17 protein-coding genes are annotated in these 14443 nt (G+C 70.3%); 15 read left to right on the forward strand and 2 right to left on the reverse strand.

All coding sequences use genetic code 11. From position 1 onward, the window contains the following. Positions 1 to 225 precede the first annotated feature (225 nt). Complete coding sequence (locus BM393_RS02265) at positions 226 to 1665, forward strand: wax ester/triacylglycerol synthase family O-acyltransferase (protein WP_091721191.1); 1440 nt, start codon at positions 226 to 228, stop codon at positions 1663 to 1665. A gap of 70 nt (positions 1666 to 1735) precedes the next feature. On the opposite strand, the gene BM393_RS02270 is transcribed toward BM393_RS02265, so the two are convergent. Then, positions 1736 to 2071 (reverse strand): hypothetical protein, encoded by a 336-nt coding sequence (locus BM393_RS02270; RefSeq protein WP_091721197.1) that lies wholly within the window; start codon positions 2069 to 2071, stop codon positions 1736 to 1738. 172 nt (positions 2072 to 2243) lie between these two features. Beyond that, positions 2244 to 2915, reverse strand: a complete 672-nt coding sequence (locus BM393_RS02275; protein ID WP_091721202.1) for a TetR/AcrR family transcriptional regulator — start codon at positions 2913 to 2915, stop codon at positions 2244 to 2246. Positions 2916 to 3005: 90 nt separating this feature from the next. On the opposite strand from BM393_RS02275, the gene BM393_RS02280 reads away from it, so the two are divergent. From BM393_RS02280 to rsmD, 14 genes are all read left to right on the forward strand, one after another. Continuing rightward, entirely contained in the window at positions 3006 to 3962 is a 957-nt protein-coding gene (locus BM393_RS02280) for an ABC transporter ATP-binding protein (protein WP_254783175.1), read from the forward strand. Beyond that, positions 3959 to 4741 carry an ABC transporter permease gene (locus BM393_RS02285; protein WP_091721209.1) on the forward strand — a complete coding sequence of 261 codons (783 nt, stop codon included), beginning with the start codon at positions 3959 to 3961 and terminating at the stop codon, positions 4739 to 4741. The genes BM393_RS02280 and BM393_RS02285 overlap by 4 nt, the downstream gene beginning before the upstream one ends. Before the next feature lie 98 nt (positions 4742 to 4839). Beyond that, the gene (locus BM393_RS02290; protein WP_091721214.1) at positions 4840 to 5103 is read left to right on the forward strand and encodes a BolA family protein; all 264 of its coding nucleotides are present in this window, start codon (positions 4840 to 4842) and stop codon (positions 5101 to 5103) included. Positions 5104 to 5218: 115 nt separating this feature from the next. Next, a complete protein-coding gene (gene hisG, locus BM393_RS02295) occupies positions 5219 to 5860 on the forward strand; it encodes an ATP phosphoribosyltransferase (RefSeq protein WP_091721218.1) in 642 nt (213 codons plus the stop codon). A gap of 58 nt (positions 5861 to 5918) precedes the next feature. Next, positions 5919 to 7238: a histidinol dehydrogenase gene (hisD, locus tag BM393_RS02300; protein ID WP_091721222.1), complete on the forward strand. Its 1320-nt coding sequence runs from the start codon at positions 5919 to 5921 to the stop codon at positions 7236 to 7238. Positions 7239 to 7385: 147 nt separating this feature from the next. After that, complete coding sequence (locus tag BM393_RS26340) at positions 7386 to 8936, forward strand: methyl-accepting chemotaxis protein (RefSeq protein WP_091721227.1); 1551 nt, start codon at positions 7386 to 7388, stop codon at positions 8934 to 8936. Between the two features lie 99 nt (positions 8937 to 9035). Then, the gene (locus BM393_RS02310; RefSeq protein WP_088408424.1) at positions 9036 to 9254 is read left to right on the forward strand and encodes a CopG family transcriptional regulator; all 219 of its coding nucleotides are present in this window, start codon (positions 9036 to 9038) and stop codon (positions 9252 to 9254) included. After that, positions 9251 to 9760, forward strand: coding sequence for a PIN domain-containing protein (locus BM393_RS02315; RefSeq protein WP_254783176.1), 510 nt, complete (start codon positions 9251 to 9253; stop codon positions 9758 to 9760). Before BM393_RS02310 ends, BM393_RS02315 begins: the two co-directional genes overlap by 4 nt. Next, a complete protein-coding gene (hisC, locus tag BM393_RS02320) occupies positions 9757 to 10857 on the forward strand; it encodes a histidinol-phosphate transaminase (protein WP_091721230.1) in 1101 nt (366 codons plus the stop codon). The genes BM393_RS02315 and hisC overlap by 4 nt, the downstream gene beginning before the upstream one ends. Positions 10858 to 10914: 57 nt before the next feature. Next, positions 10915 to 11511 (forward strand): imidazoleglycerol-phosphate dehydratase HisB, encoded by a 597-nt coding sequence (hisB, locus tag BM393_RS02325; protein ID WP_091721233.1) that lies wholly within the window; start codon positions 10915 to 10917, stop codon positions 11509 to 11511. Between the two features lie 5 nt (positions 11512 to 11516). Continuing rightward, positions 11517 to 12164 carry an imidazole glycerol phosphate synthase subunit HisH gene (gene hisH, locus BM393_RS02330; RefSeq protein ID WP_175538296.1) on the forward strand — a complete coding sequence of 216 codons (648 nt, stop codon included), beginning with the start codon at positions 11517 to 11519 and terminating at the stop codon, positions 12162 to 12164. Positions 12165 to 12251: 87 nt separating this feature from the next. Then, a complete protein-coding gene (hisA, locus tag BM393_RS02335; protein ID WP_091721239.1) occupies positions 12252 to 12995 on the forward strand; it encodes a 1-(5-phosphoribosyl)-5-[(5-phosphoribosylamino)methylideneamino]imidazole-4-carboxamide isomerase in 744 nt (247 codons plus the stop codon). Between the two features lie 3 nt (positions 12996 to 12998). Then, positions 12999 to 13769, forward strand: a complete 771-nt coding sequence (gene hisF / locus BM393_RS02340) for an imidazole glycerol phosphate synthase subunit HisF (protein ID WP_091721243.1) — start codon at positions 12999 to 13001, stop codon at positions 13767 to 13769. Continuing rightward, positions 13766 to 14434: a 16S rRNA (guanine(966)-N(2))-methyltransferase RsmD gene (rsmD, locus tag BM393_RS02345; protein ID WP_091721246.1), complete on the forward strand. Its 669-nt coding sequence runs from the start codon at positions 13766 to 13768 to the stop codon at positions 14432 to 14434. The genes hisF and rsmD overlap by 4 nt, the downstream gene beginning before the upstream one ends. The last annotated feature ends 9 nt before the right edge of the window (positions 14435 to 14443 follow it).

The following is a 14443-nucleotide window of genomic DNA, read 5'->3' on the forward strand; positions in this document are numbered from 1 at the left end:
GGACTGGGGCCGCCTCTCTAGATGACGCATCATCGGGAGCGCATCGCCCGCCGCCAGAACCCCTTCCGCCAGGAGACCGCATTGCCCACTTCCGCCGCGTCGCGCCCGTCGCCCTCCCGCCGGAGCGCCAAGTCCACGCCGTCGAAGACGGCCGCACCGCCCGCGCGGTCGGCGTCGTCCGCGAGGGCCGCGAAGCCTGCCGGCCTCCCGCGTGACGCGGAGCCGATGTCCAAGGTCGACACCGCCTGGCTGCGCCTGGACACCGAGGCCAACCGCATGGTCATCCACGGGGTGCTGCTGCTGAAGCCGACCATCGCGCTCGAGGACCTGCGTCGCCGCGTCGCCGAGCGGCTGCTGCGCTTCCCGCGCTTCCGGCAGCGCGTCGTCGAAACCGGCGACAGCGCCTGGTGGGTGGAGGACGCCGAGGTCGACATCGCCCGCCACGTGGTGCCCGAGACGCTGCCGCGCCGCCGCGGCCGACCGCTGGAAGGCGCGCTGCAGGACCGCCTGGCCGAGCTGGCCGCCGAGCCGCTCGATCCGTCGCGGCCGCTGTGGCAGCTGCACCTGATCGAGCATTACGACGGCAGCAGCGCGCTGATCGCGCGCGTGCATCACTGCATCGCCGACGGCATCGCGCTGATCGCGGTGCTGCTGTCGATCACCGATGGCGGCGCGGTGCCGCCGGCGCAGGCGGCGGCACCGAAGAAGACCCCGGCGGGGAAGGCGGCGAAGGCGGCGAAGGCGAAGGCCGGCTCGGTCGCGAGCGCCGAGGACGCCGAGCCCGAATGGCTCGCCGACGCGATGGTCAAACCGATCCATGCCTGGACGGTGCGCGAGATCCAGGAACGCGCCGGCTCGGACCGCTCGGGCGCCGCGGCCGCCTCGCCGGCCGAGCGGCTCGGCCGCCAGGTGCTGGAGGACGCGGCGGCGCTGACCGAGGCGCCCGATGACGCCAAGACCCGCCTCAAGGGCAAGGCCGGCCGCGCCAAGCGGGTGGCCTGGGGCGCGCCTCTGGCGCTGGACGCCGTCAAGGCGGTGGGCAAGTCGATGAACGTGTCGGTGAACGACGTGCTGCTGAGCTGCGTCGCCGGCGCGATCGGGCTCTACCTGCGCGGCCACGGCGACGACACCGAGGGCCAGGAGATCCGCGCGCTGGTGCCGGTCAACCTGCGGCCGCTGGAGACGGCCTGGCAACTGGGCAACCGCTTCGGCATGGTGCCGCTGCCGATGCCGGTGGGCATCACGAATCCGGTCAAGCGGCTCTACGCGGTGCACGCGCAGACGCAGGCGCTCAAGAACAGCCTGCAGCCGGCGCTGTCGCTGGGGCTGATGGCGACCTCCGGCACGGTGGAGAAGGCGGCGCAGCGGGCGATGCTCAAGACCCTGTCGCGCAAGGCGACGGCGCTGATGACCCACGTGCCGGGCCCGGCGCAGACGCTGCGGCTGTGCGACTCGGCGGTCGAGCGCGTCATGTTCTGGGCGCCGCAGGCCGGCGACATGAGCCTGGGCATCAGCATCCTGACCTACGCCGGCCAAGTGCAGTTCGGCCTCATCGCCGACGCCGGGCTGTGCCCCGATCCGCAGGCCATCGTGGCCCACTTCGAGCCCGAGTTCCAGCACCTGCTCACGCTGGCGCTGATGCTCCCGTGGGAGACGAAGGACTGAGCGCCGGCCCGCCGTCCGCGCCATGCAGAACGCCGCCCGGGGGCGGCGTTCGTCGCTGGGGCAGGACGCCTTATTTGGCGGCCTTCTTCGCCGGCTGCGGACGGCCGGCGGCGGTCGGGTAGGCGGACATCACCTTGACCGGGTCGGCGCTGGCCAGGTACTCGGCGTACTGCGTCTGGGCGCAGGCGACCGGCTGACCGGAAGTGGCCTCGCCGCGGTACTCGCCGCGGTTGTAGACGAAGCGGTACTCGTTGGCGGCGGCCGGCTGCTCGAAGCGCACCGCGTGCTGGCTGGCGCACTCGGCGCGCAGGGCCTTGGCGTCGGCATTCTCGGCAGAGGCGGCGGCGGCATGCGCCATCGGGGCGGCCAGGGCCAGCAGGGCGGCGGAGATCAGGATGCGCGTCATGGAGTCGGTCCCTAGAGGTCGTTGAATGCGATATCCCTAATTTATAGGGTGTCGTTTTTCGACGCCAACCGCGACCAGGGGGGGCTGGCCGCGCACGATGCCAGGGTTTCCTCGGAGGCCCGCCGCGGGACCGGATGCTAGTCCGCCGAAGCGCTAGGGCGGCTCCCGGGGGTCAGGCCGTGCCGTCCGCGGGCGCCTGGTACTTGCCCGCCAGCTGGAACAGGTGGTCCCGCGAGGTCGGCTCCAGGTAGGGCAGCAGCAGCCCCAGCACGTGGAAGGCGCCGCGCATCAGCGCCTCGCCGGCGCGGTCGGGCTCCAGCGCGTTGCGCGGATCGCGCACGTATTCATAGCTCAGCCAGTAGCTCAGCAGCACCACCATCGCGTTGGCGGTGGGCACGGCCTCGCGCACCTGCATGGTCAGCGCGCCGCTGGCCTGCAGCCCGCCCAGCAGGCCCACCATCGCCTGCGTCTTCTGCTCCAGCACATGCTGGAAGTGCGTCTCCAGCTTGCGGTTCTTGGACAGCAGGTCGTTGAGGTCGCGGTACAGGAAGCGGTGCTGCCAGATCAGCTCGAACAGCATGTGGAAGAACAGCCAGGCATCCTCCACGTTCCGCACATTGCCCACCGCGCCCAGCAGCTCCGACAGCGACTTGTCGTAGCGGTTGAACAGCGCGTTGATCAACTCGTCCTTGGCCGGGTAGTGGTAGTACAGGTTGCCGGGCGAGATGCCGAGCTCCGCCGAAATCAGCGTGGTCGAGACGTTCGGCTCGCCGAAGCGATTGAAGAGGTCCAGCGTGACTTCGAGGATGCGTTCGGCGGTGCGGCGCGGCTTCTTGGTGGCCATGGGCCCGTGGGCGTGGTGGGGGGAGGTGGGCGCATTCTGTCATGACCCCAGGCGGGCACGGGACGGCCCCGCTCCCTACAATCCGCGCCCATGCCCGCAAGTCCCCAACAACAGCCGGCCGCCATGCCCGCGCCGGCCGGCGGTCCGCCCGCCCTGCGATTCAGCAACGTCAGCAAGACCTACCGGGCCGGCCAGTTCCGCGCGCTGGACGGCGTCAGCTTCGACATCCAGCCCGGCGAGTTCTTCGGCCTGCTCGGCCCCAACGGCGCCGGCAAGACCAGCCTGATCAGCATCCTGGCCGGCCTGTCGCGCGCCAGCGGCGGGCAGGTGTCGGTGCTGGGCCATGACGTCGTGGACGACTACGCCAACGCCCGCAAGAAGCTGGGCATCGTGCCGCAGGAACTGGTCTTCGACCCGTTCTTCAGCGTGCGCGAGACGCTGCGCATCCAGTCCGGCTACTTCGGCGTGCGCCACAACGACGACTGGATCGACGAGCTGCTGCTCAACCTCGGCCTGGCCGACAAGGCCCACAACAACATGCGCCAGCTCTCCGGCGGCATGAAGCGTCGCGTGCTGGTGGCGCAGGCGCTCGTGCACCGCCCGCCGGTCATCGTGCTGGACGAGCCCACCGCCGGCGTCGACGTCGAGCTGCGCCAGACGCTGTGGCAGTTCATCGCGCGCCTGAACCGCGAGGGCCACACCGTCCTGCTCACGACGCATTACCTCGAGGAGGCCGAGGCGCTGTGCCACCGCATCGCGATGCTCAAGCAGGGCCGGATCGTCGCGCTGAACCGCACCTCCGAGCTGCTCGCCGGCACTGCCTCGACCATGCTGCAGTTCAAGACCGACTCCGCGCTGCCGCTGGCGCTGGCCGAGCGCGCCCGCGTCACCGGCCGCATCGTCCAGCTCACCGCGCACGACGCGGCCGAGGTCGAGCAGACCCTGGCCACCTTGCGCCAGGCCGCCGTGCCCATCGAGGACCTGGAGATCGGCCGCGCCGACCTCGAGGACGTCTTCCTGGAAATCATGCAAGGGGGCCGCGCATGAGCGCCAGCCATTTCCCGATCCGCCTCGAGGGCGCCCGTCCGCTCTTCTACAAGGAGGTGCTGCGCTTCTGGAAGGTCGGCTTCCAGACCGTGGGCGCGCCGGTGCTGACCGCGGTGCTCTACCTGCTGGTCTTCGGCCACGTGCTGGAGGACCACGTCAAGGTCTACGGCACCGTGGGCTACACCAGCTTCCTGATCCCGGGCCTGGTGATGATGAGCGTGCTGCAGAACGCCTTCGCCAACAGCAGCTCCTCGCTGATCCAGAGCAAGATCACCGGCAACCTGGTGTTCCTGCTGGTCACGCCGCTGTCGCACTGGGCCTGGTTCCTGGCCTACGTCGGCGCGTCGGTGATCCGCGGGCTGATGGTCGGCGCGGGCGTGTTCGTCGCCACCGTGTGGTTCGCGCCGCCGGGCATGGCCAAGCCGCTGTGGGTGCTGGCCTTCGCGATCCTGGGCGCGGGGCTGATGGGCTCGCTCGGCCTGATCGCCGGCCTGTGGGCGGAGAAGTTCGACCAGATGGCCGCCTTCCAGAACTTCATCGTGATGCCGATGACCTTCCTGTCGGGCGTGTTCTATTCGGTGCATTCGCTGCCCGCGTTCTGGCAGGGCGTCAGCCACCTGAACCCGTTCTTCTACATGATCGACGGCTTCCGCCACGGCTTCTTCGGCGTCAGCGACGCCTCGCCGTGGGTGAGCCTGGGCGTCGTGGCGATCGCCTTCGCCGCGGTGGCCGCCGTCGCGCTGGAGCTGCTGCGCCGCGGCTACAAGATCCGCCACTGAACCGTCGCGACGACCGCGCCGGCCCGGCCCTCGCAAGCCGGGCCTCTCCAAGCACGAAAGCGCCCGCGCGAGGCGCCCGAGTAGAATCCCGCCCCATCATGGCCGATCCGACCCCCGCAGAAGTCCAGAGCTACATCGCCCAGGGTCTCGCTTGCAGCGAGCTCCAGGTCGAGGGCGATGGACGCCATTTCTTCGCGACGATCGTGTCGGCCGAGTTCGAGGGCCTGAGCCGGATCAAGCGCCACCAGCGCGTGTACCAGGCACTGGGCGATCGCATGCGCGAGCAGATCCACGCGCTGTCGATGAAGACGCTGACCCCCGCCGAGTTCGCGCAGCAAGGCAGCGCGCATCACCATCACTGAAAGCCACCCGGCTGCGAGGCGGGTGGCGGTGTGGCCCGTCCGGTGAACCCGCTGCCGTCCCGCTGAACAGCCCGAAGCGCTTCCGCGTGGAGCGCGCGTTCACCGAGGACACCGCATGATCACCCTGGCACTTTCCAAGGGCCGCATCTTCGAAGAGACCCTGCCGCTGCTGGCGGCCGCGGGCATCTCCGTGCTGGAAGACCCGGACAGCTCCCGCAAGCTGATCCTCCCGACCAACCAGGCCGAGGTGCGCGTGGTGCTCGTGCGCGCGACCGACGTGCCGACCTACGTCGAATACGGCGGCGCTGACCTGGGCGTGGCCGGCCGCGACGTGCTGATCGAGCACGGCGGCCAGGGCCTGTACCAGCCGCTGGACCTGCGCATCGCGCAGTGCCGCATGAGCGTCGCGGTGCGGGACGACTTCGACTACGAGAACGCCGTGCACCAGGGCTCGCGGCTGCGCGTGGCGACCAAGTACACCTCGATCGCGCGCCAGCACTTCGCCGACAAGGGCGTGCACGTGGACCTCATCAAGCTCTACGGCTCGATGGAACTGGCGCCGCTGACCGGCCTGGCCGACGCCATCGTCGACCTGGTCTCCACCGGCAGCACGCTCAAGGCCAACCGGCTGGTCGAGGTGGAGCGGATCATGGACATCTCCTCGCGCCTGGTCGTCAACCAGGCGGCGCTCAAGCTCAAGCGCGAGGCGCTCAAGCCGCTGATCGACGCGATCGGGTCGGCCGTCCCGAACGCCTGATCGAACGCCTGATCGACCGTCCGACCGACCGCCCCCGACGCCTGCCCGGAGCCCCGCCATGAGCCCAGCCCTTCAACTTCGCACCCTCTTCACCACCGACGTCGACTTCGACGCGCAGTTCCAGCGCGTGCTGCACTGGTCCGCCGAGACCGATGCCGCGATCGAGTCGCGCGTCGCCGAGATCCTGGCCGACGTGCGCGCCCGTGGCGATGCCGCGGTGCTGGCGTACACCGCCCGCTTCGACCACCTGGACGCCGCGACGCTCGGCGCGCTGGAGCTGACGCGCGAGGAGCTGAGGGCCGCCTTCGACGGCCTGCCCGCGGAGCAGGCGAAAGCCCTGACCCAGGCCGCCGAGCGGGTGCGCCGCTATCACGAGCGCCAGAAGCAGGCCTGCGGCGAGAGCTGGAGCTATCGCGACGAGGACGGCACGCTGCTGGGCCAGAAGGTCACGCCGCTGGATCGTGTCGGCATCTACGTGCCGGGCGGCAAGGCCGCGTATCCCTCGAGCGTGCTGATGAACGCGATCCCCGCGCAGGTCGCCGGCGTGCCGGAGATCGTCATGGTCGTGCCCACGCCGCGCGGCGAGAAGAATCCGCTGGTGCTGGCGGCGGCCTACGTGGCGGGCGTGCACCGCGCCTTCACCATCGGCGGTGCGCAGGCGGTGGCGGCGCTGGCCTACGGCACGGCCACCGTGCCGCGCGTGGACAAGATCACCGGACCGGGCAACGCCTACGTCGCCAGCGCGAAGAAACATGTCTTCGGCCAAGTCGGCATCGACATGATCGCGGGGCCGAGCGAGATCCTCGTGCTCGCCGACGGCACCACGCCGCCGGACTGGGTCGCGATGGACCTGTTCAGCCAGGCCGAGCACGACGAGCTCGCGCAGAGCATCCTGCTGTGCCCGGACGCCGCCTACATCGCGCAGGTGCGTGAGGCCATCGAGCGCCTGCTGCCCGGCATGCCGCGGCGTGACGTGATCCGCGCGTCGCTGGAAGGGCGGGGCGCGCTGATCCACACGCGCTCGATGGAGGAGGCCTGCGAGATCAGCAACCGCATCGCGCCGGAACACCTCGAGGTCTCCAGCGCCGACCCGCATCGCTGGGAGCCGCTGCTGCGCCACGCCGGCGCGATCTTCCTGGGCGCCTACACCAGCGAGTCGCTGGGCGACTACTGCGCCGGCCCCAATCACGTGCTGCCGACCTCGGGCACGGCGCGTTTCTCCTCGCCGCTGGGCGTCTACGACTTCCAGAAGCGCTCCAGCCTGATCGAGGTCAGCGAGGCCGGCGCGCAGGTGCTGGGCCCGATCGCCGCGACGCTGGCCTACGGCGAAGGACTGCAGGCGCATGCGCAGGCGGCGGAGTTCCGGCTCAAGCGCTGAGGCCGCCGCCTGCGCAGATTTCACGCGGCGGCGCCGGGCAAACCCTGGCTCGCGGATAAGCCGCCACTTTTGACGCTGTTTTGAGGTTCGCCCGCCGGGGCGGACGTTCTAGGATTCGCCGACATCTCCACAAGAGGACGGCGAAGCATGAAGGTCTCCGATCTGCGCGTCGGTGTGCGCATCTCCCTGGGGTTTGCAGCGGTGCTGCTGGCCACGGTGCTCGTGGGCATCGTGGCCATCAACCGCATGCAGGCGATTCAGAAGAACGTCGAGGACATGGGCGGGGACTGGATCCCGTCGATCAACGCCATCAACGCGCTGCGCGGGCAGCTCAACGAGCTGCGGCGCGCCGAGATGTCGATGTGCCTGAAGGAAGTGGTCCTCGAGGTCGAGGAGCAGCAGGAGCGCATCAAGACGCTGCGCGAGAAGACGCTGCCCGAGCTGGCCAAGACCTACGAGACGATGGTCAGCACGCCGCAGGAGTCCGAGCAGTGGAAGGACGCCAAGGCGCAGTACGCCGCCTACCTGGGCATCCAGGACCGGCTGATCGCCGCGCGCAAGGCCGGCAATCGCGGCGAGTACCTGGCCACCGTCTCCGGCGAGTCCGGCGCCGCCTTCGCCGAGGTGGTCGGCGCGGTGCAGAAGCTGGTCGACATCAACACCGAAGGCGGCCGGCAGAGCGTCGAGGAATCGCGCCTGGCCTACAAGGCGGTGCTGACGACGATGACGGTGCTGATCGTCAGCGCGCTGGCCGCCGGCATCGCCATCGCGATCTACCTGACGCGCAGCACGGTGAAGCCGCTCACCGACATGGTCGGCGTCGCGAGTCGCGTCGCCGAGGGCGACCTGACCGTCGACATCGACACCTCGCGCCGCGACGAGCTGGGCCAGCTGGCGCAGGCGCTCTCGGCGATGCAGGGGGCGCTCAACCGCTCGCTGTCGACGGTGCGCACCAGCGCGGAGAGCATCGCGATGTCCAGCGGCGAGGTGGCCGCGGGCAGCAGCGACCTGTCGGCGCGGACCGAGCAGATGGCCTCCAGCCTGGAGGAGACCTCGGCCACGATGCAGGCGCTGACCGACACGGTGCGCATGAACGCGGACGCCACGCGCCAGGCCAGCCAGCTCGCGCTCAACGCCAGCCAGGTCGCCGACCGCGGCGGCGTGGTGGTGTCCGAGGTGGTCAGCACGATGGACCAGATCAATGCGTCCTCGCGCAAGATCGCTGACATCATCGGCACCATCGACGGCATCGCCTTCCAGACCAACATCCTGGCGCTGAACGCGGCGGTGGAAGCCGCCCGCGCCGGCGAGCAAGGCCGCGGCTTCGCGGTGGTGGCGGGCGAGGTGCGCTCGCTGGCGCAGCGCAGCGCCGAAGCGGCGCGCGAGATCAAAGGCCTGATCGGTTCCTCGGTCGAGCGCGTCGAGGCGGGCGCCCGCCTGGTCGGCGACGCCGGCGAGACGATGCGCGAGATCGTCGCCGCCGTGCAGCGGGTGACCGACATCATCCAGGAGATCTCCTCGGCCACGCAGGAGCAGAGCACCAGCCTGATCGAAGTCGGCCAGGCCGTGCGGCGCCTGGACGAGGTCACCCAGCAGAACGCGGCGCTGGTCGAGGAATCCTCGGCCGCCTCGGAATCGCTGCGCGAGCAGGCGGGCAGCCTGCAGCACGTGGTCGCGCAATTCCGTCTGCACGGCTGAATCCCGCCCCATCCGGGCGACGGCCGAGCATCAAGTCCCGAAGGCTGACGAGGACACGAAGTTCGTGGAACACGAACTTCGTGTTACCCTGCGGCCTTCATGAAGAACGTCACCGTCACCATGGAAGACAGCGTCGCCGAGTGGGCGAGGCTGGAGGCGGCGCGGCGCAACACCAGCGTCTCGCGGCTGGTCGGCGAGCTCCTCGCCGAGAAGATGCGTCACGACGACGCCTATGAGCGCGCCCTGCAGGACTGGCTGCACCGCGAGCGCACCTGGTCCTCCGACGGCCAGCCCTATCCGGGCCGGGAGCTGCTGTGAGCGCGGGCCTGGAGCTGACCGCCCCGGTGTTCGTGGACACCTCGGTGCTGATCCTGAGCGAGGACGGCGCCGACCCAGGCCGCCGCGCGCAGGCCATGCGCTGGCTGCGCGTGCTGTGGCAGCAGCGTCTGGGCCGCACCTCCAGCCAGGTGCTCAACGACTTCTACCGCGCCGTCACCACGCGCATCGCGCCCGCCATGCCCAATGGCGACGCCCGGGCCGAGGTGCGCCGCTACCAGCGCTGGGCGCCGTGGTCGACCGACCACGCCACCGTCGAGTCCGCCTGGTCGCTGGAAAGCCGCTTCGCGCTGCCCTATGCCGATGCGCTGATCGTCGCCGCCGCCAAGGCGCAGGGCTGCGAGACGCTGCTCAGCCTGGCGCTGCCGCACGGCCAGCTCTACGACAGCGTCCTGATCGTCGACCCGCTGCGCGCGCTGCCGGCGGGCGCGGCCTTCGATCCCGATCCCCTCTCCGATACCCCGCCGCCGCTGGCGGTCGCCCCATGAAAGCTGCCCTCGATCGAGCCCTCGGTGTCCTGCGCGACGACCTGCGCGCCATGCACGCCTACGCGGTGCATCCGTCCGCCGGCCTGATCAAGCTGGACGCGATGGAGAACCCCTTCCGGCTGCCCGCCGAGCTGCAGCGGGCGCTGGGCGAGCGCCTGGGCGCGGTCGCGATCAACCGCTATCCCGGCGAGCGCACGCAGGACCTGGCGCGCGCGCTGGCGGCGCACGCCGGCCTGCCGGAGGGCAAGGCGCTGATGCTGGGCAATGGCTCGGACGAACTGATCTCGCTGCTGGCGATGGCCGTCAGCAAGCCGGGCCAGCGCGTCGCCGTGCTGGCGCCTCTGCCCGGTTTCGTCATGTACGGACTGTCCTCGGCCTACCAGCACCTGGACTTCGTCGGCGTGCCGCTGACGGCGGACTTCGAGCTCGACGAAGCGGCGATGCTGGCCGCCATCGCCGAGCACCGGCCCGCCATCGTCTACCTGGCCTATCCGAACAACCCCACCGCCAACCTTTGGGACGACGCCGTCATCGAGCGCATCGCCGAGGCTGCGCCGGGGCTGGTCGTGATCGACGAGGCCTACCAGCCCTTTGCCGCGCGCGACGCGATGGCGCTGATGGCGCGTCATCCGCAGGTGCTGATCATGCGCACGATGAGCAAGTTCGGGCTGGCCGGCGTGCGCATCGGCTACCTGATGGGCCATGCCGAGCTGATCCATCACATCGACAAGCTGCGCCCGCCCTACAACGTCAGCGTGCTGAACGCGGAAGCCGGCCTGTTCGCGCTCGAGCATGCGCAGGTCTACGAGCGCCAGGCCGCCGCGCTGCGCGACGGGCGCGCCGCGCTGCAGGCCGCGCTGGCCCGGCTGCCGGGTGTGCGGGCCTACCCGAGCGAGGCCAACATGATCCTGGTGCGCGTGCCCGAGGCCGACCGGCTGCATGCCGACATGAAGGCGCGCGGCGTGCTGGTCAAGAATGTCTCGGGCATGCATCCGCTGCTGGCGGGCTGCCTGCGGCTGACGGTCGGCACGGCCGACGAGAACGCGGCGATGCTGGCGGCGCTCGAAGCCTCGCTCGCCGCGCTGGTTTCCGGCTGATGCCAGACTGGCGCCTGCCGGCAGGTCCCCTGTTTTCCTGATCCCTGTGGAATCCCCATGAGCTCCGAACGCATCGCCGAAGTCCGCCGCGACACCAAGGAAACCCAGATCCGCGTGCGCGTCAACCTGGACGGCACCGGCCAGGCCACGCTGAACACCGGCATCGGCTTCTTCGACCACATGCTCGACCAGATCGCCCGCCACGGGCTGATCGACCTGGACATCGAGGCCAAGGGCGACCTGCACATCGACGGCCACCACACCGTCGAGGACGTCGGCATCACGCTGGGCATGGCGGTAGCGCAGGCGATCGGCGACAAGAAGGGCATCACCCGCTACGGCCACAGCTACGTGCCGCTGGACGAGGCGCTGTCGCGCGTGGTGGTGGACTTCTCCGGCCGTCCGGGGCTGGCGATGGACGTCAAGTTCACCGCCGGATCGGTCGGCGCCTTCGACACGCAGCTGACCTACGAGTTCTTCCAGGGCTTCGTGAATCACGCGCTGGTGTCGCTGCACGTGGACAACCTCAAGGGTCACAACGCGCATCACCAGTGCGAGACGATCTTCAAGGCCTTCGGCCGCGCACTGCGCATGGCGATGACGCCGGATCCGCGCTCGGCCGGCGTGATCCCGTCGACGAAGGGCACGCTGTGAGCGTCATGCCCAGGACGGTCGCCGTCGTCGATTACGGCATGGGCAACCTGCGCTCGGTGTCGCAGGCGGTGATGGCCGCGGCCCAGGACCAGGGCGTGCGGGTGCTCATCACCGCCGAGCCCGACGAGGTCTACGCCGCCGAGCGCATCGTGCTGCCCGGCCAGGGCGCGATGCGCGACTGCATGCGCGAGCTGGAGGGCAGCGGCTTGAAGGAAGCCGTGCTGGACGCCGCCGCGCGCAAGCCGCTGATGGGCGTGTGCGTCGGCATGCAGATGCTGCTGGACCACAGCGAGGAGCAGGACACGCCCGGCCTCGGGCTGATCCCCGGCCGCGTGAAGCGCTTCCGGCTCGAGGGCCGGCTGCAGCCCGACGGCAGCCGCTACAAGGTGCCGCAGATGGGCTGGAACCGCGTGCACCAGACGCGGGCGCATCCGGTCTGGGGCGAGGTGCCGGACGAGAGCTGGTTCTACTTCGTCCACAGCTTCTATGCCGAGACGTCGGACCCGCGCGACAGCGCCGGCCAGAGCGACTACGGCCTGCGCTTTACCTGTGCGGTGGCGCGGGATAACATTTTTGCCACCCAATTCCACCCCGAGAAAAGTGCCGCGTCCGGGCTCGCCCTGTACCGCAATTTCCTGCACTGGACGCCCTGAGGCCTGGCCTCCGGTCCTGCGTCGCACGACACCTTCTCGAGCGTCCCTCCCTCTCTTCCCCTTCCTCCACCCCTAGCTCCCCGGGCCATGCTGCTGATTCCCGCGATCGACCTGAAAGACGGCAAGTGCGTCCGCCTCAAGCAAGGCGACATGAACGACTCCACGACCTTCGGTGAAGACCCGGCGCAGATGGCGCGACGATGGGTCGACGCCGGCGCGCGTCGCCTGCACCTGGTGGACCTGAACGGCGCCTTCGCCGGCAAGCCGGTCAACGAGGCCGCGATCAAGGCCATCCTGCGCGAGGTCGGCGACGACATCCCGGTGCAGCTGGGCGGCGGCATCCGCGACCTGGACACGATCGAGCGCTACCTGGACGACGGTCTCTCGTACGTGATCATCGGCACCGCGGCGGTGAAGAACCCGGGCTTCCTGAAGGACGCGGCCTCGGCCTTCGGCGGCCACATCATCGTGGGCCTGGACGCCAAGGACGGCAAGGTCGCCACCGACGGCTGGAGCAAGCTGACCGGCCACGAGGTCATCGACCTGGCGAAGAAATTCGAGGATTACGGCATCGAAGGCGTGATCTACACCGACATCGGCCGCGACGGCATGCTCACCGGCATCAACATCGACGCGACGGTGAAGCTGGCGCAGGCGCTGTCCATCCCGGTGATCGCCTCGGGCGGGCTGTCCAACATCGCCGACATCGAGGCGCTGTGCGCGGTCGAGTCCGACGGCGTGGGCGGCGTGATCTGCGGCCGCGCGATCTACACCGGCGACCTCGACTTCGCCGCGGCGCAGCGTCGCGCCGACGAGCTGAACGGGGGCTGAGCGGTGCTGGCCAAGCGGATCATCCCGTGCCTGGACGTGACCGGCGGTCGCGTCGTGAAGGGCGTCAACTTCGTCGAGCTGCGCGATGCGGGCGATCCGGTCGAGATCGCCGCCCGCTACAACGAGCAGGGCGCGGACGAGCTGACCTTCCTGGACATCACCGCCACCAGCGACGGCCGCGACCTGATCCTGCCCATCATCGAGCGCGTGGCCTCGCAGGTCTTCATCCCGCTGACGGTGGGCGGCGGCGTGCGCTCGGTCGCCGATGTGCGGCGGCTGCTGAACGCGGGCGCGGACAAGGTCAGCTTCAACTCCGCCGCGGTGGCCGATCCCGAGCTGATCCGCGCCGCGTCCGACAAGTACGGCGCGCAGTGCATCGTCGTGGCGATCGACGCCAAGCGGCGCCAGAACGCCGACGGCAGTACCGGCTGGGACGTGTACACGCATGGCGGCCGCAAGAACACCGGCCTGGACGCGATCGAGTGGGCCACGAAGATGGCCGAGCTCGGCGCCGGCGAGATCCTGCTGACCAGCATGGACCGCGACGGCACCCGCAACGGTTTCGACCTGGCGCTGACGCGCGCGGTGTCGGACGCGGTGAGCGTGCCGGTGATCGCCTCGGGCGGCGTGGGCTCGCTGCAGGACCTGGCCGACGGCATCACGCAGGGCGGCGCCGATGCGGTGCTGGCCGCGAGCATCTTCCATTACGGCGATCACACCGTCGGCGAGGCCAAGGCGCTGATGGCGTCGCAGGGCATCCCGGTGCGTCAATGAGCGCCGCCAAGGCGACTGCGCCCGACGGCCTGCGCCGCGCCGGCCGTCCCGGTCCCCGCGTGACGGTGGGCGAAGGCGCGGTGAAGCCGCGTCCGCCCAAGGCCGCCGGTCCGGGCGAGGTGCGCATCGTCGGCGGCGTCTGGAAGCGCTCCAAGCTGCCGGTGCCCTTCAGCCCGGGGCTGCGGCCCACGCCCGACCGGGTGCGTGAGACGCTGTTCAATTGGCTGGGCCAGGACCTGGCCGGCTGGCGCGTGCTGGATGCCTTCGCCGGCAGCGGGGCGCTGGGCTTCGAGGCCGCCTCGCGCGGCGCGGCGCAGGTCACGCTGCTGGAGCGCGATGCGACGCTGGCCAGCGCGCTGCGCGCCAACCTGAAGCGGCTGGACAAGGACGGCACCGTGCCGATGGTGATCGAGAACGCCGATGCGCTGGCCTGGATGCGGCGCGCGGCGCCGGCGTCGCTGGACCTGGTGTTCCTGGATCCGCCGTTCGCGCAGGACCTGTTCCTCCCCGCGCTGGCCGCCGCGGTGCCGCTGCTGGCGCAGGGCGGGCTGATCTATCTGGAATCGCCGCATCCGGTGGAAGCGCCCGCGGCGCTGGGCTTGTCCGTGTGGAAGGAAGGGCGGGCCGGGGCGGTGCATTACCGCCTGTTGCGACGCGGCGGATAATCCGCGCCC

This window comes from Mitsuaria sp. PDC51, assembly GCF_900113225.1.
In the GTDB taxonomy this organism is placed as follows: Bacteria; Pseudomonadota; Gammaproteobacteria; order Burkholderiales; family Burkholderiaceae_C; genus Roseateles.

Bases quoted from the DNA above. Each gene is read 5' to 3' on its own strand.
- BM393_RS02265 (WP_091721191.1), top strand. From the start codon at position 226: ATGTCCAAGGTCGACACCGCCTGGCTGCGCCTGGACACCGAGGCCAAC.
- BM393_RS02270 (WP_091721197.1), bottom strand. From the start codon at position 2,071: ATGACGCGCATCCTGATCTCCGCCGCCCTGCTGGCCCTGGCCGCCCCG.
- BM393_RS02275 (WP_091721202.1), bottom strand. From the start codon at position 2,915: ATGGCCACCAAGAAGCCGCGCCGCACCGCCGAACGCATCCTCGAAGTC.
- BM393_RS02280 (WP_254783175.1), top strand. From the start codon at position 3,006: ATGCCCGCAAGTCCCCAACAACAGCCGGCCGCCATGCCCGCGCCGGCC.
- BM393_RS02285 (WP_091721209.1), top strand. From the start codon at position 3,959: ATGAGCGCCAGCCATTTCCCGATCCGCCTCGAGGGCGCCCGTCCGCTC.
- BM393_RS02290 (WP_091721214.1), top strand. From the start codon at position 4,840: ATGGCCGATCCGACCCCCGCAGAAGTCCAGAGCTACATCGCCCAGGGT.
- hisG (WP_091721218.1), top strand. From the start codon at position 5,219: ATGATCACCCTGGCACTTTCCAAGGGCCGCATCTTCGAAGAGACCCTG.
- hisD (WP_091721222.1), top strand. From the start codon at position 5,919: ATGAGCCCAGCCCTTCAACTTCGCACCCTCTTCACCACCGACGTCGAC.
- BM393_RS26340 (WP_091721227.1), top strand. From the start codon at position 7,386: ATGAAGGTCTCCGATCTGCGCGTCGGTGTGCGCATCTCCCTGGGGTTT.
- BM393_RS02310 (WP_088408424.1), top strand. From the start codon at position 9,036: ATGAAGAACGTCACCGTCACCATGGAAGACAGCGTCGCCGAGTGGGCG.
- hisC (WP_091721230.1), top strand. From the start codon at position 9,757: ATGAAAGCTGCCCTCGATCGAGCCCTCGGTGTCCTGCGCGACGACCTG.
- hisB (WP_091721233.1), top strand. From the start codon at position 10,915: ATGAGCTCCGAACGCATCGCCGAAGTCCGCCGCGACACCAAGGAAACC.
- hisH (WP_175538296.1), top strand. From the start codon at position 11,517: ATGCCCAGGACGGTCGCCGTCGTCGATTACGGCATGGGCAACCTGCGC.
- hisA (WP_091721239.1), top strand. From the start codon at position 12,252: ATGCTGCTGATTCCCGCGATCGACCTGAAAGACGGCAAGTGCGTCCGC.
- rsmD (WP_091721246.1), top strand. From the start codon at position 13,766: ATGAGCGCCGCCAAGGCGACTGCGCCCGACGGCCTGCGCCGCGCCGGC.